The sequence below is a fragment of the Erythrobacter sp. SDW2 genome, assembly GCF_021431965.1.
In the GTDB taxonomy this organism is placed as follows: domain Bacteria; phylum Pseudomonadota; class Alphaproteobacteria; order Sphingomonadales; family Sphingomonadaceae; genus Parerythrobacter.
The window spans coordinates 1,240,417-1,266,761 of the sequence record NZ_CP090370.1; the positions used below are offsets into that span (position 1 = coordinate 1,240,417).

General features: G+C 65.3%; 28 protein-coding genes. 16 read left to right on the top strand and 12 right to left on the bottom strand.

From position 1 onward, the window contains the following. Positions 1-159: 159 nt before the first annotated feature. The 5 genes from LY632_RS06000 to LY632_RS06020 all read right to left on the bottom strand — a co-directional run bounded on the left by LY632_RS06000 (position 160) and on the right by LY632_RS06020 (position 5,196). Positions 160-417, bottom strand: coding sequence for an ATP synthase F1 subunit epsilon (locus LY632_RS06000; RefSeq protein ID WP_234092894.1), 258 nt, complete (start codon positions 415-417; stop codon positions 160-162). Between the two features lie 152 nt (positions 418-569). Next, positions 570-2,027: a F0F1 ATP synthase subunit beta gene (gene atpD / locus LY632_RS06005; protein WP_234092895.1), complete on the bottom strand. Its 1,458-nt coding sequence runs from the start codon at positions 2,025-2,027 to the stop codon at positions 570-572. A gap of 113 nt (positions 2,028-2,140) precedes the next feature. Further along, entirely contained in the window at positions 2,141-3,010 is an 870-nt protein-coding gene (locus LY632_RS06010) for a F0F1 ATP synthase subunit gamma (protein WP_234092896.1), read from the bottom strand. Between the two features lie 98 nt (positions 3,011-3,108). Beyond that, positions 3,109-4,638, bottom strand: coding sequence for a F0F1 ATP synthase subunit alpha (gene atpA, locus LY632_RS06015; protein ID WP_234092897.1), 1,530 nt, complete (start codon positions 4,636-4,638; stop codon positions 3,109-3,111). Between the two features lie 3 nt (positions 4,639-4,641). Further along, positions 4,642-5,196 (bottom strand): F0F1 ATP synthase subunit delta, encoded by a 555-nt coding sequence (locus tag LY632_RS06020; protein WP_234092898.1) that lies wholly within the window; start codon positions 5,194-5,196, stop codon positions 4,642-4,644. A 350-nt stretch (positions 5,197-5,546) separates the two neighbouring features. Between LY632_RS06020 and LY632_RS06025 the strand changes: the two genes are divergently transcribed. Next, positions 5,547-5,756 carry a hypothetical protein gene (locus LY632_RS06025; protein ID WP_234092899.1) on the top strand — a complete coding sequence of 70 codons (210 nt, stop codon included), beginning with the start codon at positions 5,547-5,549 and terminating at the stop codon, positions 5,754-5,756. Positions 5,757-5,763: 7 nt separating this feature from the next. On the opposite strand, the gene LY632_RS06030 is transcribed toward LY632_RS06025, so the two are convergent. Further along, positions 5,764-7,314: a S1C family serine protease gene (locus LY632_RS06030; RefSeq protein WP_234092900.1), complete on the bottom strand. Its 1,551-nt coding sequence runs from the start codon at positions 7,312-7,314 to the stop codon at positions 5,764-5,766. A gap of 26 nt (positions 7,315-7,340) precedes the next feature. Here LY632_RS06030 and LY632_RS06035 point away from each other — a divergent pair, with 26 nt between their 5' ends. From LY632_RS06035 to LY632_RS06055, 5 genes are all read left to right on the top strand, one after another. Next, on the top strand, positions 7,341-8,042 hold the full coding sequence (locus tag LY632_RS06035; RefSeq protein ID WP_234092901.1) for an SH3 domain-containing protein: 702 nt from the start codon (positions 7,341-7,343) through the stop codon (positions 8,040-8,042). 78 nt (positions 8,043-8,120) lie between these two features. Then, complete coding sequence (locus tag LY632_RS06040) at positions 8,121-8,588, top strand: DUF1203 domain-containing protein (RefSeq protein ID WP_234092902.1); 468 nt, start codon at positions 8,121-8,123, stop codon at positions 8,586-8,588. Then, positions 8,588-9,604 carry a bifunctional transcriptional activator/DNA repair enzyme AdaA gene (locus tag LY632_RS06045; protein ID WP_234092903.1) on the top strand — a complete coding sequence of 339 codons (1,017 nt, stop codon included), beginning with the start codon at positions 8,588-8,590 and terminating at the stop codon, positions 9,602-9,604. Before LY632_RS06040 ends, LY632_RS06045 begins: the two co-directional genes overlap by 1 nt. Beyond that, positions 9,601-10,356 carry an isocitrate lyase/phosphoenolpyruvate mutase family protein gene (locus LY632_RS06050; protein ID WP_234092904.1) on the top strand — a complete coding sequence of 252 codons (756 nt, stop codon included), beginning with the start codon at positions 9,601-9,603 and terminating at the stop codon, positions 10,354-10,356. The genes LY632_RS06045 and LY632_RS06050 overlap by 4 nt, the downstream gene beginning before the upstream one ends. A 95-nt stretch (positions 10,357-10,451) precedes the next feature. Continuing rightward, on the top strand, positions 10,452-11,492 hold the full coding sequence (locus tag LY632_RS06055; RefSeq protein ID WP_234092905.1) for an acyltransferase: 1,041 nt from the start codon (positions 10,452-10,454) through the stop codon (positions 11,490-11,492). Positions 11,493-11,499: 7 nt separating this feature from the next. On the opposite strand, the gene LY632_RS06060 is transcribed toward LY632_RS06055, so the two are convergent. Continuing rightward, positions 11,500-12,330: a 23S rRNA (adenine(2030)-N(6))-methyltransferase RlmJ gene (locus tag LY632_RS06060; protein WP_234092906.1), complete on the bottom strand. Its 831-nt coding sequence runs from the start codon at positions 12,328-12,330 to the stop codon at positions 11,500-11,502. Between the two features lie 50 nt (positions 12,331-12,380). Next, positions 12,381-12,929 (bottom strand): pseudouridine synthase, encoded by a 549-nt coding sequence (locus LY632_RS06065; RefSeq protein WP_234092907.1) that lies wholly within the window; start codon positions 12,927-12,929, stop codon positions 12,381-12,383. 191 nt (positions 12,930-13,120) lie between these two features. Here LY632_RS06065 and LY632_RS06070 point away from each other — a divergent pair, with 191 nt between their 5' ends. Further along, positions 13,121-14,002, top strand: a complete 882-nt coding sequence (locus LY632_RS06070) for a CPBP family intramembrane glutamic endopeptidase (protein ID WP_234092908.1) — start codon at positions 13,121-13,123, stop codon at positions 14,000-14,002. Between the two features lies 1 nt (position 14,003). Here LY632_RS06070 and LY632_RS06075 read toward each other — a convergent pair whose 3' ends face one another. The 3 genes from LY632_RS06075 to LY632_RS06085 are packed head-to-tail and all read right to left on the bottom strand — an operon-like array spanning position 14,004 to position 18,436. Continuing rightward, a complete protein-coding gene (locus LY632_RS06075; RefSeq protein ID WP_234092909.1) occupies positions 14,004-15,563 on the bottom strand; it encodes a cryptochrome/photolyase family protein in 1,560 nt (519 codons plus the stop codon). A 57-nt stretch (positions 15,564-15,620) separates the two neighbouring features. After that, a complete protein-coding gene (locus tag LY632_RS06080; protein WP_234092910.1) occupies positions 15,621-16,256 on the bottom strand; it encodes a glutathione S-transferase family protein in 636 nt (211 codons plus the stop codon). 14 nt (positions 16,257-16,270) lie between these two features. Beyond that, positions 16,271-18,436: a primosomal protein N' gene (locus tag LY632_RS06085; protein ID WP_234092911.1), complete on the bottom strand. Its 2,166-nt coding sequence runs from the start codon at positions 18,434-18,436 to the stop codon at positions 16,271-16,273. Positions 18,437-18,490: 54 nt separating this feature from the next. Between LY632_RS06085 and LY632_RS06090 the strand changes: the two genes are divergently transcribed. From LY632_RS06090 to LY632_RS06130, 9 genes are all read left to right on the top strand, one after another. Next, positions 18,491-19,174: a DUF4197 domain-containing protein gene (locus tag LY632_RS06090; RefSeq protein ID WP_234092912.1), complete on the top strand. Its 684-nt coding sequence runs from the start codon at positions 18,491-18,493 to the stop codon at positions 19,172-19,174. 88 nt (positions 19,175-19,262) lie between these two features. Beyond that, positions 19,263-19,916, top strand: coding sequence for a fructose-6-phosphate aldolase (gene fsa / locus LY632_RS06095; protein WP_234092913.1), 654 nt, complete (start codon positions 19,263-19,265; stop codon positions 19,914-19,916). A gap of 12 nt (positions 19,917-19,928) precedes the next feature. Further along, complete coding sequence (gene cobT / locus LY632_RS06100) at positions 19,929-21,746, top strand: cobaltochelatase subunit CobT (protein WP_234092914.1); 1,818 nt, start codon at positions 19,929-19,931, stop codon at positions 21,744-21,746. Between the two features lie 14 nt (positions 21,747-21,760). Further along, complete coding sequence (locus LY632_RS06105) at positions 21,761-22,111, top strand: DUF2513 domain-containing protein (RefSeq protein ID WP_234092915.1); 351 nt, start codon at positions 21,761-21,763, stop codon at positions 22,109-22,111. Positions 22,112-22,172: 61 nt separating this feature from the next. Further along, positions 22,173-22,460, top strand: coding sequence for a ribbon-helix-helix domain-containing protein (locus LY632_RS06110; RefSeq protein ID WP_234092916.1), 288 nt, complete (start codon positions 22,173-22,175; stop codon positions 22,458-22,460). Then, positions 22,457-22,741, top strand: coding sequence for a type II toxin-antitoxin system RelE/ParE family toxin (locus LY632_RS06115; protein ID WP_234092917.1), 285 nt, complete (start codon positions 22,457-22,459; stop codon positions 22,739-22,741). The genes LY632_RS06110 and LY632_RS06115 overlap by 4 nt, the downstream gene beginning before the upstream one ends. An 11-nt stretch (positions 22,742-22,752) precedes the next feature. Continuing rightward, positions 22,753-23,424, top strand: coding sequence for a nitroreductase (locus tag LY632_RS06120; RefSeq protein ID WP_234092918.1), 672 nt, complete (start codon positions 22,753-22,755; stop codon positions 23,422-23,424). Positions 23,425-23,529: 105 nt separating this feature from the next. Continuing rightward, positions 23,530-25,083, top strand: coding sequence for a cysteine--tRNA ligase (gene cysS / locus LY632_RS06125; protein ID WP_234092919.1), 1,554 nt, complete (start codon positions 23,530-23,532; stop codon positions 25,081-25,083). Next, on the top strand, positions 25,080-25,520 hold the full coding sequence (locus LY632_RS06130) for an RES family NAD+ phosphorylase (RefSeq protein WP_234092920.1): 441 nt from the start codon (positions 25,080-25,082) through the stop codon (positions 25,518-25,520). Before cysS ends, LY632_RS06130 begins: the two co-directional genes overlap by 4 nt. Positions 25,521-25,684: 164 nt before the next feature. Here LY632_RS06130 and LY632_RS06135 read toward each other — a convergent pair whose 3' ends face one another. Next, positions 25,685-26,293 carry a 2OG-Fe(II) oxygenase gene (locus tag LY632_RS06135; RefSeq protein WP_234092921.1) on the bottom strand — a complete coding sequence of 203 codons (609 nt, stop codon included), beginning with the start codon at positions 26,291-26,293 and terminating at the stop codon, positions 25,685-25,687. Positions 26,294-26,345: the final 52 nt, after the last annotated feature.

Consider the following 26,345-nt stretch of genomic DNA (forward strand, 5'->3'; position numbering starts at 1 on the left):
AAGGCAAGGCCCTTTGCAGGGCCGGGTGCGCGGTTCGTCGATACGAAAAGGGCGGCCCTGGCGGACCGCCCCTTGCGTTGTGCGTTCCCGCGAAGGCGGGAACCTCAGGCGATGAAGCGCCTGCCGACTGAGGCCCCTGCCTTCGCAGGGGCTCGCGGTTTACCCCTCGACGTGCTCGGCAAGGACCGTCAGGCCGTTCTCGCCGACTTCGGCAAAGCCGCCACGGACTTCGATCAGCTCGGGCTGGGCGTTTTCGGTCTTGTAGACCTGCACCGCGCCGTCGCGGATGGTCGACATGAAGGGCGCATGGCCTTCCAGCACGCCGAACTCCCCTTCCGTACCGGGCACGACCACCATGTGGACGTCCTCGGACCGGACCTGACGCTCGGGCGTGACGAGTTCGAAATGCAGTGCCATTGTTCTTTCCTTACCCCCTCCTCTTCAGAGGAGGGGCAGCGAGACTTGGTGAGCGCAGCGAACCTAGTCGCAGCGGGGTGGTGCCTGGCTCGCGCTCGCTTCGCTCGCCACCACCCCCCGGCCCCCTCCTCTGAAGAGGAGGGGGAGGGTGATTACGCCTCTTCCGCCAGCTTCTTGGCCTTCTCGACCGCCTGGTCGATGCCGCCGACCATGTAGAAGGCGGCTTCCGGCAGGTGGTCGTATTCGCCGTCGACGACAGCCTTGAACGACTTCACCGTGTCCTCGAGCTGGACGAACTGGCCCGGGATGTTGGTGAAGACTTCGGCGACATGGAACGGCTGCGACAGGAAGCGCTGGATCTTGCGCGCGCGGGCGACGGTCAGCTTGTCCTCTTCGCTCAGTTCGTCCATGCCGAGAATGGCGATGATGTCCTGCAGCGACTTGTACTTCTGCAGCGTTTCCTGGACCTTGCGGGCGGTTTCGTAGTGCTCCTGGCCGACGACGCGCGGTTCGAGAACGCGGCTGGTCGAGTCGAGCGGGTCGACCGCCGGGTAGATGCCCAGCTCCGAAATCGCGCGGCTCAGCGTGGTCGTTGCGTCGAGGTGAGCGAACGAAGTGGCCGGGGCCGGGTCGGTAAGGTCGTCCGCCGGGACGTAGATCGCCTGCACCGAGGTGATCGAGCCCTTGGTGGTCGAGGTGATGCGTTCCTGCAGGTTCCCCATGTCGGTCGACAGGGTCGGCTGGTAGCCCACGGCTGAAGGAATACGGCCGAGCAGCGCCGACACTTCCGAACCCGCCTGGGTGAAGCGGAAGATGTTGTCGACGAAGAACAGCACGTCCTGGCCTTCCTGGTCGCGGAAGTATTCGGCCATGGTCAGGCCCGACAGGGCGACACGGGCGCGGGCACCCGGAGGCTCGTTCATCTGGCCGAACACGAGGGCGACCTTCGAGCCTTCGCTGGTGGCATTGCCGTCGGCATCCTTGGCGATAACGCCGGCGTCGAGGAATTCGTGGTAGAGGTCGTTGCCTTCACGGGTCCGCTCGCCGACGCCCGCGAACACCGACACGCCGCCGTGACCCTTGGCGATGTTGTTGATCAGTTCCTGGATCAGCACGGTCTTGCCCACGCCAGCGCCGCCGAACAGGCCGATCTTGCCGCCCTTGGCGTAGGGAGCGAGCAGGTCGATGACCTTGATGCCGGTGACGAGAATGGCGGCTTCGGTCGACTGGTCGACGAAAGCCGGGGCCTCGGCGTGGATCGGGGCGGTCATTTCCGCGCCGATCGGACCGCGCTCGTCGATCGCTTCACCGACGACGTTCATGATGCGGCCGAGGGTCTTGGGGCCGACCGGAACCGAGATCTGCGCGCCGGTGTTGACCACTTCCTGGCCGCGGGTGAGGCCTTCGGTGGCGTCCATGGCGATGGTGCGGACGGTGTTTTCGCCGAGGTGCTGGGCAACTTCGAGAACCAGCGTGTTGCCGCCGTTCTTGGTTTCCAGCGCGGTCAGGATCGCGGGCAGCTCGCCCGGGAACTGCACGTCGACGACGGCGCCGATGACCTGGCTGATGGTGCCATTGGTGGTCTGGTTGAGGGCAGGTGCGGTGGCCATTGTATCAGTCCTTGCCTTTGCTCTATTTCGTCATCCCAGCGAAAGCTGGGATCTGGTTCAGATATGTCGTCGGTGCCGAGGGAGATCCCAGCTTTCGCTGGGATGACGGCGGATTAGAGGGCTTCCGCCCCAGCAATAATTTCAATCAGTTCAGTCGTGATCGCGGCCTGGCGGCTGCGGTTGTACTGGATGGTCAGCTTGTTGATCAGGTCGCCGGCGTTGCGCGTGGCGTTGTCCATCGCGGTCATCGACGCACCCTGTTCCGACGCTTCGCGTTCGAGCAGCGCACCGAAAACCCGCGTCTTGACGTAACGCGGGAGCAGCGCTTCGAGGATTTCCTCTTCGCCCGGCTCGTATTCGACGACAGAATCGGTCGCAGCGGCATCGGCCGGTGCGGGGACTGGGATCAGCTGGACCGTGGTCGGGTCCTGCGCCAGCGCGCTCTTGAAGGTCGGGTAGATCAGATGCGCGACATCGAACTTGCCGGCCTCGAACATCGCCACCAACTCGGCAGTGATTGCTTCAGCTTCGCTGTATCCGGGGGTGCGGACCGTCGAGGTGTCGAACCCGTCGGCGATCTGCTTCTCATAGTCGCGCTTGATCGGCGCACGGCCCTTCTTGCCGACGAGGTAGAAGGTCACGTCCTTGCCTTCGGCGATCAGCTTCTTCGCCTGCAGCTTGGCTTCCTTGACGATGTTCGAGTTCAAGCCGCCGCACAGGCCCTTGTCGGTGTTGACCACCACCAGCAGATGCTTCTGGTTCGAACCGGTGCCTGCGAGCAGCTTCGGCGCGCTGTCGCCGCTGACCTTGCGCGCGAGCGAGGCCATGACTTCGGCCAGCCGCGCGGCATAGGGGCGCGCGGCTTCGGCCGAGGCCTGGGCACGGCGCAGCTTGGCCGCGGCGACCATCTGCTTGGCCTTGGTGATCTTCTGGGTCGACTTGACCGAGTTGATCCGACCTTTGAGTTCCTTGAGTGAAGCCACTCTCGTTTCTCTTTCTCGTCATCCCAGCGAAAGCTGGGATCGGGTTCAATAAGTTCCGGCCAGGAGGCCAGCGACCCCAGCTTTCGCTGGGGTGACGGTTACGCGAACTGCTTGGCGAAAGCGTCGAGCGCGGCCTTGGTCTTGTCGGCCGCTTCGCCTTCGAACTTGCCGCTCTCGCGGATTTCCTTGAGCACGTCGGCGTGTTCCGAACGCATGAAGCTCAGCATCTGGGCTTCGTATTCGGTCACGCGGTCGGTCGGGACGCTGTCGAGATAGCCGTTGGTACCGGCATAGATCGACACGGTCTGCTCTTCGAACGGCATCGGCGAGAACTGCGGCTGCTTAAGCAGCTCGGTCAGGCGCGCACCGCGGTTGAGCAGCTTCTGGGTCGAAGCGTCGAGGTCCGAACCGAACTGGGCGAAGGCCGCCATTTCGCGGTACTGCGCCAGCTCCAGCTTGATCGAGCCCGAGACCTTCTTCATCGCCTTGGTCTGGGCCGCACCGCCCACGCGCGACACCGACAGGCCGACGTTGATGGCCGGACGGATGCCCTGGTAGAACAGGTTGGTTTCGAGGAAGATCTGGCCGTCGGTGATGGAGATCACATTGGTCGGGATGTAGGCCGAGACGTCGCCGGCCTGGGTTTCGATGATCGGCAGAGCGGTCAGCGAACCGCCGCCCTGGCTGTCGTTCATCTTCGCCGCACGCTCGAGCAGGCGGCTGTGGAGATAGAACACGTCGCCCGGATAGGCTTCGCGGCCCGGCGGGCGGCGCAGCAGCAGCGACATCTGGCGATAGGCGACGGCCTGCTTGGAAAGGTCGTCATAGACGATCACGGCGTGCATGCCGTTGTCGCGGAAGAATTCGCCCATCGCGCAGCCGGTGTAGGGCGCGAGGTACTGCAGCGGAGCGGGCTCCGAAGCGGTCGCGGCGACGACGATGGAGTATTCCATCGCGCCGTTCTCTTCGAGCTGCTTGACGATTTGCGCCACGGTCGAGCGCTTCTGGCCGACGGCGACGTAGATGCAGTAGAGCTTCTTCGACTCGTCGCCGCTCGCATTGACTTCCTTCTGGTTGATGAAGGTGTCGATGGCGACGGCGGTCTTGCCGGTCTGGCGGTCGCCGATGATCAGCTCGCGCTGGCCGCGACCGACGGGGACGAGGGCGTCGATGGCCTTGAGGCCGGTCTGCACCGGTTCCGAAACCGACTGGCGCGGGATGATGCCCGGGGCCTTGACTTCAACGCGGCGGCGCTCGGTCGATTCGATCGGGCCCTTGCCGTCAATCGGGTTGCCCAGTGCGTCGACGACGCGGCCCAGCAGGCCCTTGCCGACGGGGACGTCCACGATGGTTTCGGTCCGCTTGACGCTGTCGCCTTCCTTGATTTCGGCGTCCGAGCCGAAGATCACGACGCCGACGTTGTCGGCTTCGAGGTTGAGGGCCATGCCCTGCACACCGTTGGCGAATTCGACCATTTCACCGGCCTGGACATTGTCGAGGCCGTGGATGCGGGCGATACCGTCACCCACCGAAAGCACGGAACCGACTTCGCTGACCTGCGCTTCGGTGCCGAAACTGGCGATCTGGTCCTTGATGACCTTGGAGATTTCTGCGGCGCGGATATCCATTGTTTAGCCCTTCATGGCCTGAGCAAGAGTGTTGAGACGGGTGCGGATTGAGCCGTCGATGCGCTTCGAACCGATGGTGACGACAAGGCCGCCCAAGAGGTCCGGATCGACGGTCGAGGAAACTTTCACGGTGCGGCCTTCGCGCTGCGTCAGCTTCTGGCGCAGCGTTTCGAGCTGCTCCGCACTCAGCGGATGGGCGCTGGCGACTTCGGCGGTCACTTCGCCGCGCTGGGCAGCGGCAATGGTGCGGAAGGCGCGGATCATCGACGGCAGTTGCGACAGGCGGCGATTGTCCGCCAGCACGCCGAGGAACTTGGCGGTGAGGTCGCTGAGACCCAGCACCTTGGCCACGGCACCGACGGCATCGGCCTGCTGGCCGCGGCTGATCTGCGGGTTGGTGGTGACTGCGGCAAGGTCGCTCGATTCGGCGAGCGCGGCGCTCAGCTTCTCGAGGTCGCCTTCGACGGCGCTGACGTTACCTGCCTCGGCGGCAAGTTCGAACAGAGCCGAGGCGTAACGCCCTGCCAGGCTAGCCTGAATACCGGCGGAAATATCCACGCGCTTGAGGTCCTCTTCGGGTCCGGAAATAACGATGCATCGCTTAGGCCGAATGGGGCGCACGCATGGCACCCCGGCAAAGCTGGCGCGCGCCTAGCATTGGCCCTTGCGAAGTGCAACCCGAGTCGGGTGCAGAAATTGGAACGGGTGTTGTTCTTCTCTCTCTCTCCCCTTGCGGGAGAGATACGGAGACTTGGCGGCCTGCCGCCTAATCGAAGTTGAGAGGGGGCTGCGAGGTTGCCGGTCGGAGCTGCGCTCCGAACCCCTCTCCCAGTCTCTCCCGCAAGGGGAGAGGAGTTGATGCGACCAGCAGTCTGGCGCGCCACCTGCCGCCGAGCGGGGGCGACACCATGTGGGCGCATATGGGCGAGGCCAATGACGCGCTGCCCGATGATCTGAAGGCAGAGATCGTGGGGCTCGAGGCGTTCCACACCGCCGACCATATCTATGAGGAACGCGGCCTCCATGCCCAGACCGACATGGGCGGAGACCTGCGCGGGCAGGGCCTCAAGACCTGTGCGGTCCACCCGGCGCTCGGCGGCGAGACGCTGGCGGCGTAGGTCGTCCCTAATTCTTGACTGAGCAGGAGTACACCAGCCGCTCGTTAGGCTGCTCCGGCAACACGCTCGTGACCGCGCTTTGCAGGTCGCCCAGCTTGGCGGCGGCGTCGTCGGTCTGGCAGGTCGGCGTCGAATAGGCCCCGCGCGCCTTGCGGGCCTCGGCCATGGCGCTGGCGGTGAGCAGGTAGCGGTCGGTGCGGTAGGTGCGGGTTTCGGGATCGTAGCGCGCGACCGAGACGGCGGCTTCCTCGTTGGGCACGAACACCCGGCTCCATTCGCCCGACTTGAAGCCGTACTGCGTGCGGCCGTTGACGCAGCCCCCGGCGGTCCAGTCGAATTCGACCATTTCGGCCGGGTCGCCGGTGATGCGGCTGCGCTCGGGAACAAGGGTACAGGTAAGCCGGGCGTCGGCTGCGACCGTGGCCGCGCCGGTCGGGGCGCCGGTCCGGTCCTCGGTCATGGCCTCGGCCACGCGGCGGTCGATCTCGTCGAGGCCGGGGCGGGTGAACCATGCTGCCAGCGCCGCGATCAAGGCCACCGCCGCGATCGTGCCCGCAATCATGCGCTCCCTTTCGGCCTCTGCCTGGCCGCGAAGCTGGAACAGCGTGTAGGCCGCACCGGCACCGACCAGCAGCAGCACCATCGCCAGCGCCATCTGGTTTTCGCGGTCGGCCTGCACCGCCATCCCGGCCTCCATCTGGGCGCGGGTGCGCTTTTCCCGCTGGTCTTCGCTGCGGGCGGCAAGCGCGGCCTGGGCCTCCTCCTGCGCCGCGCGGGCGCGCGCCTGTTCCTGGGCATCGAGCTCGGCGAGCGAGCGGCATGGCTGGGTGTTGACCCGCGCCGTGACGCCGTTGTCGCGCAGGAACGGCAGCAGCTCGCGATTGGACACGGCGAAGTAGAACTCGGCATCGGTCCCGTCGCTCTCCGCGCCGAAGCTGTTGACCCCCAGCACCCGGCCGCATTGGTCGAGCAGGGGCCCGCCCGAATTGCCGCGCGCGATGGGGGCGGTGTGGAGGATCGAATCGAATTGCTTGGCCGGGCGCTGGCCACTGATGAAGCCGGTCGAATTGACCGTGCCCTGCGGCTTGAAGATATCGCCGATCTCCAGTCCCTGCGCCCGGTCGACATTCATCGGATAGCCGACGGAGACCACCTCCGCGCCGTCACGCTCGCGCGCGCCCGCGAGAGTCAGGGGTGGCAGGCGCAGCGTGCCGGTGATCTCCAGCAAGGCAAGGTCCCGCTTGGGGTCTATTGCCAGCACCCTGGCATAGCTGGCATCGTCGCCATCGCTGGGGACGATGCCGATGCGCAGTTCGTCATCCATGGAGGCTTCGCGCACGACATGGGCATTGGTGACGATCTTGGTCGAGCTCACGGCAAAGCCCGTTCCGTGGCTCACCGGATAGACCTGCGAGCCATCGGTGCCGATGATGACGACCCGCACCACCCCGCGCGCCGCCGCCTGAATGTCCGCCGGGTCGGCCCCGGCCGTTTGCGGCAAGGCCGCCAGCACAAGGGCGAGCAGGGCGGCGGCAAGGGGCTTCAACCGGGTCAACATTGCGGCTGCATAGGATAGAGTGCAGAATGCGCGCCAGAGGATTCCTTGTGCAGGAGAGCGATATGCGGGTGCTGGCAGGAGTATTGATCGTGGTCGCAGCGGCAGGAGCAATCCCGGCATGGGCGCAAGGCGACATCCCTGGACCGTTCGCCTGCAGCCTCGGCGATTCGCAGGTTGTGCTCTACGCCAATGAGGACGCCAGCGAATATGCCGGCGAGCTGGCGCCCGCGGGCGACTATGCCGCCATGGACAGCGGCGAACCGCGCCTGCTGACACTGCGCCAGAAATACAATGGCTGGCGCACAGTGTATGAGAATGCCGAGATGACCATGGTCATCAACGCCGATGCAGCGCAGCTCTATGGCGCGTTCGGCACCAGCGAATGCTTTGCCTCGCGTTCGGTCGCGGTCGGCGAAAGCTGGCGCGGCGGCGGGCAACTGGTCTCCGGCGAAGGGCAGCGCTGGACCGAATGGGCCGCACCCGGCGGCGCGATCACCTGGGGCGGCAATGTCCGCTCCGGCCCGGGTCAGGAATTCAAGCGCGTTGCCGGGGTGCCGCTGGGGGTAAACGTCGAAACCATTGCGGTAACCGACCGGACATGGCTCGACGAATACCCGTGGTACAAGGTCCGCCTGCCCGACGGCACCGAAGGCTACATCGCCGGGGGCCTGCTGTGCAGCCGCGAGGGCCGATCCGGCATGTACAACGAACGCGATTGCACCGGCTGACGGTTTGACCGCAAGCAGCGGGACGCGGCATAGCGCGTCGGGGTCTAGGCAGTTCCTGCACCAAGCAGGAGACGACCCATGACCTATTCCATCACCGGCCTCGACCCCGCCGACTTTTCGCCACTTTTCACCCTCTCCGACGCCGAATTGGCCGAGCGCGGCGGCGTCCGCGTGACCGCTTCGGCAAGCCGCGGCTTTCCATGCCGGGTCAGCCTCGAGGATGCGCGCGAGGGCGATCAGCTGATCCTGCTCCACCACACCAGCCACGATGTCGCCACGCCCTATCGCAGCAGCTATGCCATCTACGTGCGCGAAGGGGTGCAGCCGGCGCGGTTCGTGGACGAGATGCCGCCGGTCTTAGCCGGTCGTCCGCTGGGCCTGCGCGGGTTCGATGCCGAAGGGATGCTGAGCGACGCGCGGCTGGCCCTGCCCGGGGAAGCCGATGGCAAGATCCGCGAGTTGTTGGCCAACCCCGATATTGCCACTATCCATGCCCATAATGCGGCCCACGGATGCTTTGCCGCCCGGGTCGAGAGGAGCGCGTGATGGACAGTGACAGCAAATGGGCCGCCGTCCTGCGCCGCGACCGTAGTTTCGACGGGCGCTTCGTCACCGGGGTGCTGACGACCGGGATTTATTGCCGCCCCAGCTGCGCCGCGCGCCATCCGCAGCGCGATAACGTCCGCTTCTTCGCAAGCGGGGCGGAGGCGCGGGCAGCGGGCCTGCGCGCCTGTAAGCGCTGCCTGCCCGATGATGTGGGCCGTGACGAGGCGGCAGTGCTGGCGGCGATCGACGAGATCAAGGCCACAGGCGGATCGCCGACGCTGGACGAACTGGCCCAGCTGACCGGCTATTCTCCGACCCATTTCCAGCGCGTCTTCACCCGCGCCACGGGTCTGTCCCCCGCCGCCTATGCCCGCGCCTTGCGCGAGGAGCGGGCCAAGGAGGCACTGGCAGGGGCAAACCGGGTGACCGACGCGATCTACGACGCCGGATACGAAGCGCCGAGCCGCTTTTACGCGGCGATGGAAGGGAAACTGGGCATGAGCGCGAGCGACTGGAAGAACGGCGGCGCAGGTCGCACGATTCACTATGCCGTGATCGAAACCACCATCGCCCCGATGCTCGTCGCCGCGACGGAGTGCGGCGTATGCTGCCTCAGCTTCCATGAGGGCGAGGCTGAGCTGCGCGCCCGCTTCCCCAAGGCCGAGCTGGTACCGGGCGGCGAGGAATTCCGGGAATTGTTCCAGCGTGTCGTCGCCGCGGTCGAGCAACCGGGCACGGGCGCGGACATCCCGCTCGACGTCAAGGGCACGGCGTTCCAGCAACGCTGCTGGCAGGCTCTGCGCGAGATCCCGCCGGGCGAGACCCGCAGCTATGGCGAGCAGGCCGCTGCCATCGGCAACCCCAAGGCCAGCCGCGCGGTCGGCAGCGCCAATGGCGCCAACAACATTGCTGTGCTGATCCCCTGCCACCGTGTCATCGCGCATGACGGCACGCTGGGCGGCTATGCCTATGGCCTCGAAATCAAAACCGAACTGCTGAAAAGGGAAGCCAAATGAGCAAGTACGAAACCTTTGCGGCACTGCACGTGCCGGGCGACCCGCTTATTATATTCAACATCTGGGATGCAGGCAGCGCCAAGGCCGTCGCGGCGGCGGGCGCGAAGGCCATCGCCACCGGCAGCTATGGCGTGGCCGAAGCGCATGGCTACAAGGACGGCGAGGCATTTCCGTTCGAACTCGCGCTGACGAATTGCCGCGAAGTGGTGAGCGTGACCGAGCTGCCGGTGAGCATCGACATGGAAGCTGGTTACGGCAGCACGCCTGAGCAGGTTGCCCGGTCGGCTGCCGCAGTGGCCGAGGCAGGCGCGGTCGGCGTAAACCTCGAAGACCGCGCACCGGGCGAAACGACACTCCGTCCCTTGGAGGAAGCCGCCGCGCGGGTCCGCGCCGTCGCCGGTGCCGGGCTGTGGGTCAACGCCCGCACCGACGTCTATCTCGGCAAGAAGCCCGACGACTACACCACCGCCATGATCGACGATGTCATCACCCGCGCACAGGCCTATGCCGACGTCGGAGCTGGCAGCCTGTTCGTCCCCTTCCTCGGCGACCACCCGACCATCGCCGCGATCTGCGAGCGTTCACCGCTCCCGGTCAACATCCTGTGGGCCCCGGGGCGCGGAACCAAAGCGGAATTGGCGGCACTGGGCGTCGCCCGTATCAGCTATGGCCACGGGCCCTGGGCTGCGGCGATGAACTGGCTGGGTGACAAGGCCAAGGCGGCCTTTGCTGGCGAGTTGTCGGAGTATTGAGGGTTAAGCGAATGACAACCATACCCTGCTAACCCGGAAGCGGTCCGATGCTTGTGCACAAAAAGCCGGAGCGTCGTCAGCAGGGGGGGGCACAGTTGTCACGCGACCGGATTCCGCAGGTTGACGCTGTGCGCGGCATTGCTGCGGCTGCGGTGGCGTTCGTGTTCCACGTCCATTTCCTGCTCGGCGACTATCGCACCGGGCCGCTCGACGGACTGCCGGTCTTCACCTGGCTGCATGCCTATGGCTGGACGATGGTGGACCTGTTCTTCGTCGTCTCAGGCTATATCTTCGCCCATGTCTATGCCAGCGGCGAGGTTTTCACGGCGGGCGCGCGACAGTTCTGGGTGGCGCGGTTCGCGCGGCTCTATCCGCTGCACCTGCTGACGCTGGTAATCGTCGCCATTGTTCTGGCGCTGGGCACCCCGGTGACCGGCGGCAGCATCCGGACCGACGGCTGGCACTTCGCGCTGAACCTGCTGATGCTGCAGGAAAGTGGCCTCAACGACCGGTTCAGCTTCAACATTCCGACCTGGTCGATCTCCGTCGAGATGCTGTGCTACGCTATCTTTTTCCTCGTCGCCGGGCTGCATTTCAAGTGGCTCGTAACATGGTCGGCCATGCTGGCGCTGGGCGGACTGGCCTTGACCATCTCGGGCGACCCCAGCGTAGTGCATATCGCGCGCGGCATCTGCGGCTTCTTCGCCGGGATCATCGTCTATCGCCATCGCAACGCACCTGTCGTCGTGCCCTTGGCCTTGTTGGCTGCCGGCGCAATTCTGTTCCTCCTGCCGAAGGTGTTCGACAAGGGCAGCGTCCTAGCCCTGACCTGCTGGGCCGGGGTCCTGATGCTGGCACCGAAGGTGGCGTTGCTCGGCTGGCGTCCGTTCACCTGGCTGGGCGATCTGAGCTATTCGATCTATCTCATCCATGCACCGGTGTTCTGGTCGCTCAATATCTTCGTGTTTGGCGGCGAGCGGGTGCCGGACGAGATGCAGCCAGTTGCGCTGGCCGGCGCAGTTGCATTGATCTTGCTGCTATCCGATCTCAGCTATCGCTTCTTCGAAACGCCGGCACGCCGGGCGATCAACGCCTTCGGGAAGACGCAACCGCCGCGGGCGGCGCTGGCGACCTGATTCCCTCTCAGACGTTCAGCCATTCAGTCGTGATCTCGCCCCTGTGGCCTTCCGGTGCGAGTGTGGCGCGCAAGGCGTGTAGCATTGGCGGCAGCGCCTGAGTAAAGGCGTAAGGCGGATTGACGATGAACAGGCCGGCGCCGTTGTAGATGCCGGTCTGTTCGGCATCATACAGCCAATGCTCGATCCCAAGGAATTTCGGGATACCGAGCCTCTGCAACTTGTCCTTCCAGCGCTGGTGCGCGGCGCGCTCCTTGAGCGGGAACCAGATCACCGTCACGCCATGTGCCCACTTGCGATGCGCGGCGGCGAGGGTCGCGGAGATGCGGGCGCGTTCGTCGGTCCGCTCGTACGGCGGGTCGACCACCACCACGCCGCGCGGCGTCCTGGTCGGCAGCATCGCCAGCCATAGTTCGTAGGCATCCCGCTCGTGCACGGCTGCGGGTGTCCCGCGCATTGCGCCCCGCAGGGCATAGGCATCTTCGGGATGTTTTTCGTTGAGGATCAGCACATCCTGCGGTCGCAACAGCTGCGCGAGTATCCGCGGCGATCCGGGGTAGAGGTGCGGTTCCTCCAAGCGATTCACCGCGCGGACGGCAGCGCGGTAGTCGTCCAGTAGCGGGTCGGCATCGGCGAAGGCCCGCATCACGCCATGTGCCGCCTCGCCGGTGCGCCGGGCCTGCTCGCCGCCAAGGTCGTAGAGCCCGCCGCCAGCGTGGGTATCGATCAGGGTCAACGGCCCCGGCTTAAGCTGCAGGGCCTGCACCAGGGCGATCAGCAGGCTGTGCTTCACCACATCGGCGCTGTTCCCGGCGTGGAAGGAATGGCGATAATTCATGAGAGTGCGGAAACCCGACGATCTGCCTTTTTGCAAGCCACCCGGCGTGCCTAGACAGAAATTTCCCGGTACTCGCCCGGCGCGATCCCGGCAACCGTCCACTCGCCGATCGACCAACGCACCAGCCTGAGGGTGGGGAGCCCGACTGCCGCCGTCATCCGGCGCACCTGCCGGTTGCGGCCCTCGCGGATACTCATCCTGAGCCAGCCGTCGGGGACCGACTTGCGCTGCCTGATCGGCGGGTCGCGGAGCCATAGCTCCGGCTCGTCGATGCGAGCAACCTCGGCCGGGCGCGTCATGCCGTCCTTGAGCACCACGCCTTGGCGGAGACGCTCAAGCTCCGATTCCTGCGGGTCGCCTTCGACCTGGACGAGGTAGGTCTTGGGCAGCTTGAAGCGCGGATCGGCGATGCGCGCCTGCAAGCGCCCGTCATCGCACAGCAGCAACAGCCCCTCGCTGTCGCGATCGAGCCTTCCGGCAGGATAGACGCCCTTCACCGCGATGAAGTCCGACAAGGTCGAGCGAACCGTCGGTGACCCGCGGTCGGTGAATTGCGACAGGACGCCATAGGGTTTGTTGAACAGCAGCAGTCGGGCCATGCCTGGGCCATACCGCCCGATTGCGGCTGTGTCTCGCAGTGAGGTCGCTACCCCCCCCTTCCTTCGCTGCGTCGAGCCCGTGTTAACCTCTGCCCCCTATCCGCGAATGGAAACGGGACAGCCACCCCCGGCCAATTGACAGCACAGGTGATTTGCGTTCCTTCCGATGCATACCGATTGACGAGGTTCGCATGACCACCCTTACTCACGACCAGCCGCTGTCGCGCAGAGTGCTCGATTTTCCGCTGGTGACGATGATAGCAGCTGGCGCGCTGGTGTTGGGCACCACGGCCGGTCTCGGCTTTGTCGTTGCGCGATTGCTCGAGAAGCTGGGCATGGCCCAGGGTGCGGCGGGCACCATCATCGGTGTGGTGCTGCATGTGCTGGTGCTGTTCGGGCTCTACAAACTGGTCATCCGCAACTTGGGCGCGCGCAAGCATGATGACCTGCCACTGGCAGGCGCGCTGCGCGACCTCGGGTTGGGCGGCGCCGGGGCCTTTGCCCTGATGACGTTGATCGTCGGACTCGCCGCAGTGCTTGGTGTTTACCGGATCGAGGGTTGGGGCGGGATGCAAAGCTGGCTCTGGCTGTTGTTCATTGCCGGGATCAACGCAGCATTCTTCGAGGAACTGCTGTTCCGCGGCGTGCTGTTCCGCTGGCTCGAGGAATTTGCCGGCAGCTGGGCGGCGTTGCTGGTCAGCTCGGCGATGTTCGGCGCACTGCACATCGGCAATCCGGGAGCGAGCTGGTTCAGCAGCTTCGCCATCGCGATGGAAGCGGGGATACTGCTCGGCGGCGCCTATATGCTGACCCGCTCGCTATGGGCGCCGATCGGCATTCATTTTGGCTGGAACGTGACTCAGGGGCTGGTGTGGGACGTGCCGGTTTCAGGCATCGATGTCGACGGGCTGGTCAATGCGCGGCTGGGCGGCAATCCGATCATCTCGGGTGAGCCGTTCGGGCTGGAGGCTTCGATCATCGCGCTGGTGGTGGCGACGACCTTCGGCATCTGGCTGGTCAAGCTGGCGATGGACCGGGGCGAGGTAATGAAGCCGTGGTGGTCGCGCGCCTGAGCTAGCGCGCCCAGCCTTCGCGGGCTGGCTCAAGCGTGTCGAGAAAAGCTTCGGCGCTGGCGAGGTATGCGGCTTGCCGTCCCTCGCCCATGCGGTCCCACGTAGAGTAGACCTGCCCGATGCGCGGGTTGCTTTCGAGCCGGTCGCGGTGGCGATCCATGAAATGCCAATAGAGCGCATTGAAGGGGCAGGCACCTTGGCCGGTTTTCTTCGAAACCGAGTAGGTGCAGCCCGAGCAGTAGTTGCTCATCTTGTTGATGTAATTGCCCGAGGCGGCGTAGGGCTTGGACGCCAGCCGCCCCCCGTCGGCATAGAGCACCATGGCGCTGACGTTGGGCAGTTCGACCCATTCGTAGGCGTCGGCATAGACCGCAAGGTACCAGTCCTGCACCGCCTTGGGCTCGATCCCCGCGATGAGCGCGAAATTGCCCAAAACCATCAGCCGCTGGATGTGATGGGCGTGGGCGTTGGAGCGGGTCGAGCGAACGCAATCGGCGAGGCAGCGCATGTCCGTCTCGCCGGTCCAGTAGAACTCCGGCAGCGGGCGGGTGGCCTCCAGTTCGTTGGCTTCGGCAAGCCCCGGCATTTCGTGCCAGTAGAAGCCGCGGACATATTCGCGCCAGCCGATGATCTGGCGGATGAAGCCCTCGACCGCGTTGAGTGGCGCGCGGCCCTCGCGGTACTCCTCCTCCGCGCGGCGGCACAGCTCGACGGGATCGAGGAGGCCGAGGTTGATGCTAGTCGAAAGCATGGAGTGGAACAGGTCATCCTCGCCATGCACCATAGCGTCCTGATAGTCGCCGAACTGCGGCAGCCGCTCGACGAAGAAGGCATCCGCAGCCTGCTCGGCCTCGTCGCGGGTGACGGGCCACTGGAACGGCTCGAGATCGCCGAAGTGTTCGGCAAAGCGCCCCGACACCAGGTCCAGAACTTCGCGAGTCGTCTCGTCCGGCTCGAACAGCGGGCGCTGCGGGGCGGAGAGGCCTTCCTTCGGCGGCTTGCGGTTCTCGCTGTCGTAGTTCCACTGGCCGCCCTCGGGCTCGCCGCCCTCCATCAGCAGCCCGGTCTTCCTGCGCATTTCGCGATAGAAGAACTCCATCCTCAGCGTCTTGCGCCCCTCGGCCCAGTCGGCGAATTCGGCCTTGGAACAGAGGTAGCGGTCGTCTGGCAGGATGGTGACAGGGCAGGGGAACTTGTCCGCCCATTCCTCCATGGCTTGCAATACCCGCCATTCACCCGCCTCGACCACATGCACTTCGCGCGGACCATGCCGCTCGATGGCGCGGGCGACCTCGCCGGTGAAGCTGCCGCTATTGTCCGGGTCGTTCAGCCTGACGTAGTCGACCGTCCAGCCCGCTCCTTGAAGCTCCGCCGCGAAATGGCGCATGGCGGAGAAGACCAGCGCGATCTTCTGCTGGTGATGTTTGACGTATGTCGCCTCGTCCCACACTTCCATCATCAGCACGACGGTGTCGTCCATGGCCCGCCCGCGCAGCGAGGCGAGCGTGCGGGTCAGCTGGTCGCCGAGGATGGGGACGAGGATCGGGCTGTCGGAAGGCATGCCAATCCCAATGCGCGAGCCTGCAAAGCGTTGCCAAGCTGCCCCTTGGGGCAGGGATCAGTCCAGCTTGGGCGGCATCCCCGGTTCGGCCTTGGCCATCGCTGCCTGGTAGGCGGGGCGTTCGCCGATGCGCTTGAGATAGGCTTGCAGGTTGGGCATGCCTTCAATGCCCATGCCGCTCATCGCCCGGCTGGTGGTGAGCTGGAAGCCCATCATGATGTCGGCCGTGGTCAGCTGCGATCCGCCGAAATAGTCCGCCTCGCCCAGCCGCTTCTCGACGATGCCCCAGCCCTTGGCGTTACGGTCGGCGACGAAGGGCGGCATCTCACCGCCCTGAACCATCCGGCCGGCGACCAGCGCCATCATGCCATTGGTCATGAAGGTCGCATTGGCCCAGTGGTAGAAGAACAGGTGGTCGGCGAAATCGGGGTGGTCCTTGGTCGGCACCAGCCCGCGGTCGCCATATTGGGCGATGATCCAGTCCATGATCGCGCCGCTTTCGCCCAGCACGAAATCGCCGTCGGTGATGACCGGGGCGATGCCCATCGGGTGCAGCGCCTTGTACTCGTCCGGCGCAAGGTTGTTGTCGGTCCGGCGGGTGTAGAGCTTGACCTCGTAGTCGATTCCCAGCTCCTCGCAGAGCCACACGATACGTTCGGATTGCGACAGGCGCAGGTGGTGGACGGTGAGCATCGGGCAGGTTCCTCTCAGACGAAGCTATAGGGATCGATATCGACCGATACGCGCACTCCGCGCGGCAAGTCCAGCGGGGCGAGCCATTCCCGGATCGCATCCTGCACCTTGGCGCTGCGGCGGGCGTTGATCAGCAGGCGGTAGCGATAGCGGCCGCGCAGCAGCGCCATCGGGGCCGGGGCGGGGCCGAGGATGGCGATGTCCTCGATCCTTGGCCGCGTATCGCCGATGCGGCGGGCGGCATCGCGGGCCTCGGCCTCGTCTTCGCTGGAGACGATGATTGCGGCCCAGCGGCCGAACGGCGGGGCACCGGCATGGCGGCGCGCATCGGTCTCGGTGGCATAGAAGGCGTCGCGATCCCCGCTGGCGAGCGCGGCGATTACGGGCGCATCAGGGTGCCGGGTCTGAATCAGCACCTCGCCCGGTTTCGATCCGCGCCCGGCGCGCCCGGCGACCTGAGCCACTTGCTGATAGGTCCGCTCGGCCGCGCGCAAATCGCCGCCTTCGAGGCCGAGATCGGCATCGACCACGCCGACCAGCGTCAGTTCGGGGAAGTGGAAGCCTTTGGTCACCAGCTGCGTGCCGACGATCACGTCGATTGCGCCCGCTTCGGCCATGGCGACGAACTCCGCCGCCTTGTCGGGCGTGTTGAGCGTGTCCGATGTCGCAACGGCCACCCGCGCCTCGGGAATGATTTCGGCCACTTCGTCGGCGATCCGCTCGACCCCCGGGCCGCAGGCGACCAGGCAATCGGGCTCGCCGCATTCAGGGCAGCGCGGCGGCTGCGGTTCCTCGTGACCGCAGTGGTGGCAGGCGAGCTTGCGGGTGAAGCGGTGCTCGACCAGCCAGGCGCTGCAATTGGCGCATTGGAAGCGGTGACCGCAGTTGCGACACAAAGTCAGCGGAGCATAGCCGCGGCGGTTGAGGAACAGCAGCGACTGCTCGCCGCGCTCCATCCGGGCGAACAGCTCGCGGGCCAAGCGCGGGGCGAGCCAGCGACCACGCTCGGGCTTTTCCTCGGTCAGGTCGATCAGCGAGATTGCGGGCAACTGCGCCGTACCGAAGCGACTGGGCAGGTCGAGTTTGCGATAGACCCCGCTCTCGGCCATTTGCAGGCTTTCTAAGGCCGGGGTGGCGCTGGCCAGCACCACCGGCAGGCTCTCGAAATGACCGCGCATCACCGCCACGTCGCGGGCGTTGTAGCGTACGCCATCATCCTGCTTGAAGCTGACCTCATGCGCCTCGTCGACCACGATCAGACCCAGATTGGCATAGGGCAGGAACAGCGCCGAGCGCGCGCCCACCACCACTTGCGCTTCCCCTGTCGAGATCGCACGCCAGGCGCGCCGCCGCTCGGTCGATTTCTGGCTCGAGTGCCAGACGATCGGGGCCGCTCCGAAGCGGTCCTCGAATCGCCGCAGGAAGGCCTCGGTCAGCGCGATTTCGGGCAGCAGGACCAGCACCTGCCGGTCCATCTTCAGCGCCGCCGCGATGGCCTCGCAATAGGTCTCGGTCTTGCCCGACCCGGTCACCCCGTCGAGCAGGATGGGTGCGAATTCGCGCGCCTCCACTGCTGCCACAAGTTCGTCGGCGACCTCACGCTGTTCGGGCGAAAGCACGGGCGCGGCGTGATCCGGCCGGGCGCGCGGATAAGAGCGGTCGATATCGACCAGCACGGGCTCCAGCACCCCCTGGCTCACCAAGCCGCGCAGCACGCCTTCGGAGACATCGGCCAGTTCCGCCAGCTCACGGATCGTCGCCTGCTCGCCCTCCAGCCGCTCCATCGCCCGCTCGCGTTGCGGGGTCATGCGTTCGGGCATGCCGCCCGACAGCCGGTATTCGGTCACGGTCGAGGGGCCGCGCATGGCCCCGCCGCTCGCCAGCACCATGCGCGCCACCGAGCCCATCGGCGCACAATAATAGTCTGCCGTCCATTCGATCAGCCGCCGCAACTCGGCCCGCAGCGGCGGCACCGGGATGATGTCGCGCAAGGGGCGCAGTTTCTCTTCGGGCACCGATTGGCCCGGCAGGCGTTCCTCCTCCCAGACAATGCCGAGGATCTCGCGCGGGCCGAGAGGGGCGACCACCACGCTGCCGGGCACCACGGTCATCCCTTGCGGCACCCGGTAGTCGAGTACCGGCACAGCATTGTTGAACGTAAGGATGCGGGCGCGGTTCATCTTGCTGCCATATGGGCAGTGGCAATAGGATGCCGCAAGCAAGGAGGCTGCGAAATGACCAGTATAGTTTCCCGTCGCGCGATGCTGGCAGGCACTGCCGCCACCGCCTTGCTGGCCTTGCCGGCGTGCTCGACCGTGGGCGGTGGCTTCAGCTTCACCGAGGCGATCCGCCGCCTGCTGCTGCTGTCAAGCGAGCGTGCCTTCGCCCGGCTGACCGCCGATGGCGGCTTCTGGGACGAGCAGGTGGCGCGGATCGGGCTCGGCCAGTTGCTTGGCGCGCGCGGCGATGTGCTGTCGGGCATTCTCACCTCGGCCCTGTTCAAGGACCGGCTGGAAGGAGCCTTCGCCGATTTCGCCATCGACGCCAGCTATCGCGCGGCACCGATCGTGACCGATGCGGTGCGGGTGATCGGCCTGCAGAACGCCATCGACCTGGTCCGCGGCGGGCCGAGCGCGGCGACCGATTATCTCAAGGCCGATCTCGGCCTGGCTCTGGTCGATGCCATGGTCCCGGGCCTCACCGACGCCATCCGCATCGCCGAGGATCCGCTGGTCGGGCAGGCGATCAATGCCTTGACCGGGATCAATGTCTCCGGCGTCGCCACCCGCCTCGGCAATCAGGTCAACGATGCGATCTGGAACGAGATGGGCCGCGAGGAAGCGCTGATCCGCTCCGACCCGCAAAGCACTCGCGATCCGCTGCTGATCGGTGTGTTCGGGGTCGGCTCGCGGCTCTAGCCACGCTGGGACAAAGGGCGGGGCTAGCCCCGCTGCGCGCGCTTCGGTAGGGAGACCGAGAATCACCCTTGCCGGAGCGTGCACTGCAATGAAATTCTTCGCCGACACCGCCGATATCGACGCCATCAGGGAGCTGGCCGCCACCGGCCTGCTCGACGGCGTCACCACCAACCCGTCGCTGATCGCCAAGTCGGGCCGCGATTTCATGGAAGTGACCAGGGAAATCTGCGGCATCACCGATGGCCCGGTCAGCGCCGAGGTGGTCGCGCTCGATCACGAAACGATGATGAAAGAGGCCGAGGTCCTGCGCAAGATTGCGGACAATGTCTGTATCAAGGTGCCGCTGACCATCGATGGCCTCAAGACCTGCAAGGCGCTGACGGGCGACGGCACCATGGTCAATGTGACGCTCTGCTTCAGCGGCAACCAGGCGCTGCTCGCGGCCAAGGCCGGGGCGACCTTCGTCAGCCCCTTCGTCGGGCGGCATGACGACAACGGCATGGACGGGATGGACCTCATCCGCGACATCCGCCTGATCTACGACAATTACGATTTCGGCACGGAAATCCTCGTCGCCAGCGTGCGCCACACTGTGCATGTGCTGGAAAGCGCCCGCATCGGTGCGGACGTCATGACCGCACCGCCCAAGGTGATCATGTCGCTCGCCAACCATGTGCTGACCGACAAGGGCATCGAAGGCTTTCTCAAGGACTGGGCCGCGACCGGGCAGAGCATCCTTTAAGGTAGCACCGAGTTGAGCGACGAATCTCCCCTCGACCAGTTCAAGCGCGCCCTGACCGGCACGGCACGCGCGCTCGCGCATGAGCCCGAGGTCGAAGTGGCGTGGAGCGCCGACAGCCCCAGTTCGCAGGGCAAGAACTTCCGCGTTCCCTTGCCCGGCCGCAATGTCCCGCGCGAACAGGCTGCCGAAGCGCGGGGATTCGCCGACAGTTTCGCACTCAAGCTGCGCCACCATAACCAGGCGCTGCACGATCGCGGCGCACCTTCCGAGCCGATTGCCCGCGCCTGTTACGATATGGTCGAGCAGGTCCGCTATGAGGCGATCGGTTCGAACGCCTACAGCGGCATCTCCGGCAATCTCGATGCCGCGGTCGAGCTGCGCACCGCGACCGATCCCATCGCCCGCGCCCAGAACGAAAGCGAGGTCCCGCTCCAGACCGCGCTCGGCCTGATGCTGCGCGAGGCGCTGACCGGCAAGCCGATCCCCGACCGGGCCAAGGCGGGCGTGGAGATGGTCCGCGAATTCATCGAGGCCCGCACCGGCGGCGACTTCGAAGCGCTGGCCGATTCGCTCGGCGACCAGAAAGCGTTCCAGTCGCTCGCGCTCGACATGCTCCAGCATCTCGAGCTGACCCAGCCGACCGACGCGCCCGATGATGCGGGCGAGAACGGAGAGGACGACCAACAGGGCGAGGACGAGCAGGACGAGGGCGACGAGGACGAAGCCGCCGGCGACCAGCAGCCGCAACCCGCCGAAATGGCCGGCGAGCAGCAGGACGGCGAGGCCGACGGCGAGAGCGAAGTCGAAGCCAGCGACGAAATGGCCGATGGCGAGGCCGGCGACGAGGGCGAGGAAGGCATGATGCCGGTCCGCCCCAACCGCCCGTGGACCGACCTGCCCGAAAACTTCGACTACAAGGCCTTCACCGAGGCCTTCGACGAAGTCGTCGAAGCGCCCGAGCTGTGCGATGCCGAGGAACTGGACCGGCTGCGCGCCTATCTCGACAGCCAGCTGACCGGTCTTCAGGGCGTGGTGACGCGGCTCGCCAACCGGCTCCAGCGCCGCCTGATGGCGCAGCAGAACCGCAGCTGGGATTTCGACCAGGAGGAAGGGCTGCTCGATGCCGCAAGGCTCGCCCGCGTGGTCATCAGCCCCGGCCACTCGCTCAGCTACAAGATCGAGCGCGATACCGAGTTCAAGGACACCATCGTCACCCTGCTGATCGACAATTCGGGCAGCATGCGCGGCCGCCCGATCAGCATCGCCGCGATCAGCGCCGATATCCTCGCCCGCACGCTCGAACGCTGCGGGGTCAAGACCGAGATTCTCGGCTTCACCACCCGCGCGTGGAAGGGCGGGCAGTCCCGCGAAAAATGGCTGGCCGACGGCAAGCCGGCGCAGCCCGGCCGCCTCAACGATTTGCGCCATATCCTCTACAAGAAGGCCGACGAACCCTGGCGCCGCGCCCGCCGCAACCTCGGCCTGATGATGCGCGAAGGGCTGCTGAAGGAAAACATCGACGGCGAGGCGTTGCTATGGGCGCACAACCGCCTGATCGCCCGACCGGAGGATCGCCGCATCCTGATGGTCATCAGCGACGGCGCCCCGGTCGACGACAGCACCCTCAGCGTCAACAGCGCCGGATACCTCGAAAGCCATCTGCGCAAGGTGATCGACTGGATCGAGAAGCAGTCCCCGGTGCAACTCGTCGCCATCGGCATCGGGCATGACGTGACCCGCTACTACAAGCGCGCAGTGACGATCATGGATGTCGAACAACTGGGCGGGACGATTATCGAGCAGCTGGCTGATTTGTTCGAGGTGGAGTGAGGACGGATAATTAAATGAAGCGGGATATGGATCTGATCCGCGAAATCCTTTTGTGGATGGAGGCGCATGAAGATCGACTAATCCGTCTCCTAGGCTTCAAGATATTTCGCGATGATGAGGAACTGACCCTCGGCCACATCAGCATGCTGAAATCTGGCGGGCTCATCGATGAACCCCAAAGGGGTCTCTTGCGGGTTACGTGGGAGGGGCATGAGTTTCTCGACAAAATCCGTGATCCGGAGATTTGGGCGAAAACAAAAGCTGGCGCTTCGCAGCTAGGGTCATGGAGCGTAAAGTTGCTTGGTGAAATGGCTACAGGTTATCTCAAAGCCAAAGCTGCGGAGTTGGGGCTTCCATTGGCATAGAAAGAGGTAAAGATGCTCGTGGTGATTGCCCCAATCACACATCGTATGATAAAGTATGCGCATGGCTAAGCTCGAACGCATCACCGTCACCATGCCCGAGGAAATGGTCGCCAAGCTGCGCGCGGCGGTCGAGTCGGGGGAATACGCGACCACCAGCGAGATCGTGCGCGAGGCGATGCGCGACTGGATCGGCCAGCAGGAACGCCGCGAAGCAGCGCTGGCCAAATTCCGTGAAGAGATCGAAAAAGGGCTCGCCGGACCGTTCCATGATGGTGAGACAGTGATGCAGGAATTGCGTGATTATGTCGCCAAGCTGGTGCGCGAACAGGCCCACGACGAAGCTGCATGAAGTACCGCGTTTCCGATGAGGCGCGGCGTGACCTTGTCGACATTGGCCGTCATATCGCCGAGGACAATCCATCGAGAGCACTGTCGTTCGTCGATGAACTCACCACGAAGTTCCGAGTAATAGCCGAGCGCCCATTGTCCTTTCCCGCGCGGGAGGAATGGCATCCCGAGCTGCGATCTGCCTTGCACCGACCCTACGTCATTCTGTTTCGCGTCGCTGGCGATCATGTCGAGATTGCCCGGGTATTCCACGGCGCACGAGATATTCCCAACCTGCTTTGAATGGGGCCACTATGAATGTCACCGAAGCCGTCCAGACCCGCCGTTCCGTGCGCGCTTTCCTCGACAAGCCCGTCGAGCGCGAGGTGCTCATCCGCATCCTCGAAACCGCGCAGCGCAGCCCTTCCGGCGGGAACACCCAGCCGTGGCATGGGATCGTCCTGACCGGCGCGCCGATGCAGGCGCTGTTTGCCCGCATCGCGCAGGACCTGCCCAAGGGCCGCGAGGCCTTTGCGCCCGAATACAACGTCTATCCGCCCGAACTTGACGGCGCCTATGAGCAGCGCCGCCGCGGGGTGGGCGAGGACATGTATGGCGCGCTCCAAATCGCCAAGGAGGACAAGGGCCAGCGGCTGATGTGGTTCGCCAACAACTTCCGTGCCTTCGGGGCGCCGGTGCTGATGCTGGTCCACACGCCGCGCTACATGGGCCCGCCGCAGTGGAGCGATATCGGCATGTGGCTCCAGACCATCGGCCTGCTGTGCCGCGAGGAAGGGCTCGACACCTGCTTCCAGGAGGCGTGGGCGGTCTACACCCCGCAAATCCGCGAGATGGTGGACATTCCAGAGGATCACATCTTTTTCTGCGGCGTCGCCATCGGCTACCGCGACCCCGATGCGCCGGTGAACAACTTCACCGTCGCCCGCGCGCCCTTGAGCGAGAGCGTGCGGTGGGAGGGGTGGTGATCCCATCCGTCATCCCAGCGGAAGCTGGGATCTCTCTCGGCTTGACACTACAACGCAGGCAGATCCCAGCTTGCGCTGGGATGACGTGACTGTATCACGCCCCGCATGACCGACACGCCTCTCAAGCTGTTCAACAGCCTGACCCGCCAGCTGGAGGAATTCCAGCCCGTCCACCCCGGCGTTGTTGGTGATCCGGCTCAACCGCCGGAGGCGCGGGTCTATTCATGCGGCCCGACGGTCTACAACTACCAACACATCGGCAATATGCGCGCTTACGTGTTCGCCGACACGCTCGGGCGGACGCTGCAGTGGAAGGGTTACAAGCTCACCCATGTGATCAACATCACCGATGTCGGCCACCTCACCTCCGACGCCGACGAGGGCGAGGACAAGATGGAGAAAATGGCCGCGCGCGAGGGCAAGAGCGCGTGGGACATCGCCAAATTCTACCAGGAGGATTTCGAGCGCGACCTCGCCCGGCTCAACGTGCAGCCCAAGCAGCACCCGCGCGCGACCGAATTTGTCGAGGCGATGATCGCGTGGGCTGAGCGGATCGCGCCACGGCATTGCTACGAGCTAGAGAGCGGGCTCTATTTCGATGTCTCGACCGTGGCCGATTACGGGCGGCTGGCGCGTGCCGTCACCGATGAAGGCGAAGGCCGCATCGAGAGCGTCGAAGGAAAGCGCAACGCCGCCGACTTTGCCATCTGGCGCAAGACCCCGCCGGTCGAGACGCGGCAGATGGAATGGGACAGCCCTTGGGGCAAGGGCGCGCCCGGCTGGCATCTCGAATGCTCGGTGATGGGCGAGGCGCTGCTCGGCTTCCCGTTCGACATCCACACCGGCGGGATCGACCACCGCGAGATCCACCACCCCAACGAGATCGCCCAGAACCAGGCTTACTGCTGCACGAATGGCTTGGACGACGCGCGCAATTCGGGCGCGAAGATCTGGATGCACAACAACTTCCTGGTCGAACGGTCGGGCAAGATGTCCAAGTCCTCGGGCGAGTTCCTGCGGCTGCAACTGCTGATCGACAAGGGCTTCCACCCGCTCGCCTACCGCATGATGTGCCTGCAAGCGCATTATCGCAGCGAGCTGGAGTTCTCGTGGGAGGGGCTGGAAGCGGCATTGGTGCGGCTGAAGCGGATGGTGATTGCGGTATCCCGCTTTGCCGATTCAGCGTCGCCGCTTGGTCCGGATCAGATGGACCTAATTCCGCTCGATACGATTGACCGAGCAAGCCTCAGCACTGTGATTATTGGTCAACCCATCAAGCCATCCGAAGCAGTTTTAGAGCTCTGGGACAAGTTTGACGCCGCGCTTTCGGATGATTTGAACACATCAGTGGCATTGACCGTTCTCGAAAACTTCGTGTCGCTACCCGACATTCACAACGTCGTTCGCAGAGCGGTCGTTGACCGGTTCGATAGTGTTCTTGGCTTCGGTCTGACCTCTCTCACCCGCGCAGACCTCCGCATCCGCCCTAAGTCCGCGCAGATCACCGAAGCCGAAATCGAAGCCGCGCTGGCCGAGCGCAAGGTGGCCCGCGCCGCCAAGGACTTCGCCCGCTCCGACGCGCTGCGCGACGAACTCGCGGCCAAGGGCGTCGAGGTGATGGACGGTGACCCGCTTGGCTGGGAGTGGAAGCTCTCTTGAAACTCTGGCGGCTCACCCGTGCGCCGTTTCTGGCGCTCGACGGGTCGGGGCCGGTGAAGCACGGTGCGCGGTGGGTTTCGCCGGGGCGGCCGGTGGTCAACTTCGCTTCGGAACCCGGCCTCGCGGTGCTGGTGGTGCTGCGCTACCTGCCGCGTGACCTGAGCGGGATTGATGACGACTACCTGCTCGGCTGGACCGAGATCGATGCCGTCCCCGAACGCCTGCCCTTCGTCTCGGATCGGGCCGACAAGCGCCGTATCGGCGACGACTGGCTCGCGTCGGGCCGTTCGCTGCTGGCGGCGGTGCGCTCGGCCGTCTTGCCCGAAGCCGATGTGGTGATGATGAACCCCGCGCATCCCGATGCCGCGCATGTGCCGCCACTGGTCACACGACCGTTCGAATTTCGCGCAACGCTGAGCCTGCCGCCCGATCCTTGAGGGAGAAAAGGGTAGGGGGCCGCAGTCGGTGTGTTGGGGTGGGATATGCGGCCCCGCGGTGCCCCGTGTGAGTGAACAGGTGCAGTCACGTCCTTACCCGGCAGCCCCTTTCGCAAAGCTCTCCCAGTCGTAAAAATTTGAGTTTGCGAGGCTTTTTCTCGCAGTCAGCGCGCCCGCAGCAGCCAGCAGTTAATCGAAAAACGCGCGTCTTCCCAGGCATTGTCGGGGACATGGGTCGGCTCGACCTCGTGCCGGGCGAAGGAGGGGAAGGCGACCAGCCGATTGTGTATGGGCGCGACCCGGGCTTCGCTGTCATTGCCGAAGAAGGGCCGCAGAACCAGTTCGCCGCCGGTGAAGCCTGCGCCGGGGCGATGCAGGTAATAGACCAGGCTGATGATCCGGTCGCCCGGCTGCCCGGGCCGGTTCTCGGCGGTCATGGTGTCGATATGTTCGTGGAAGAAGCCGCCGTCGCGATGCGCGGCCATTTCCACATCCCACGCGGCGATGGGGAACGGGGCGAGCCCGACCTCGCGGCACAGATGTTCGAAATGCGCCTCGATAGCCGCGGTGAAATGCGGGCCGGCCGGGCCAAGGTCACTCATGGAAAAGGCCTGCCGGTCCTCCTCCGATACGCGATAGCCGCCCCCCGCCCGCACCAGCGCCGGCTGGAACAGCGCCTCGTTCTGCAGCGCATGGTCGAGCAGCGCCTCCGCCACATCCCCGGCCAGGAAGCCGTCGACGATCGCATGTCGGGCCACCGCATGGCCGTTCATCGCCGCTTGCCCGCCCGGCCATTCCCGCTAGGAGAAAGTTTCAAAAGAAAAC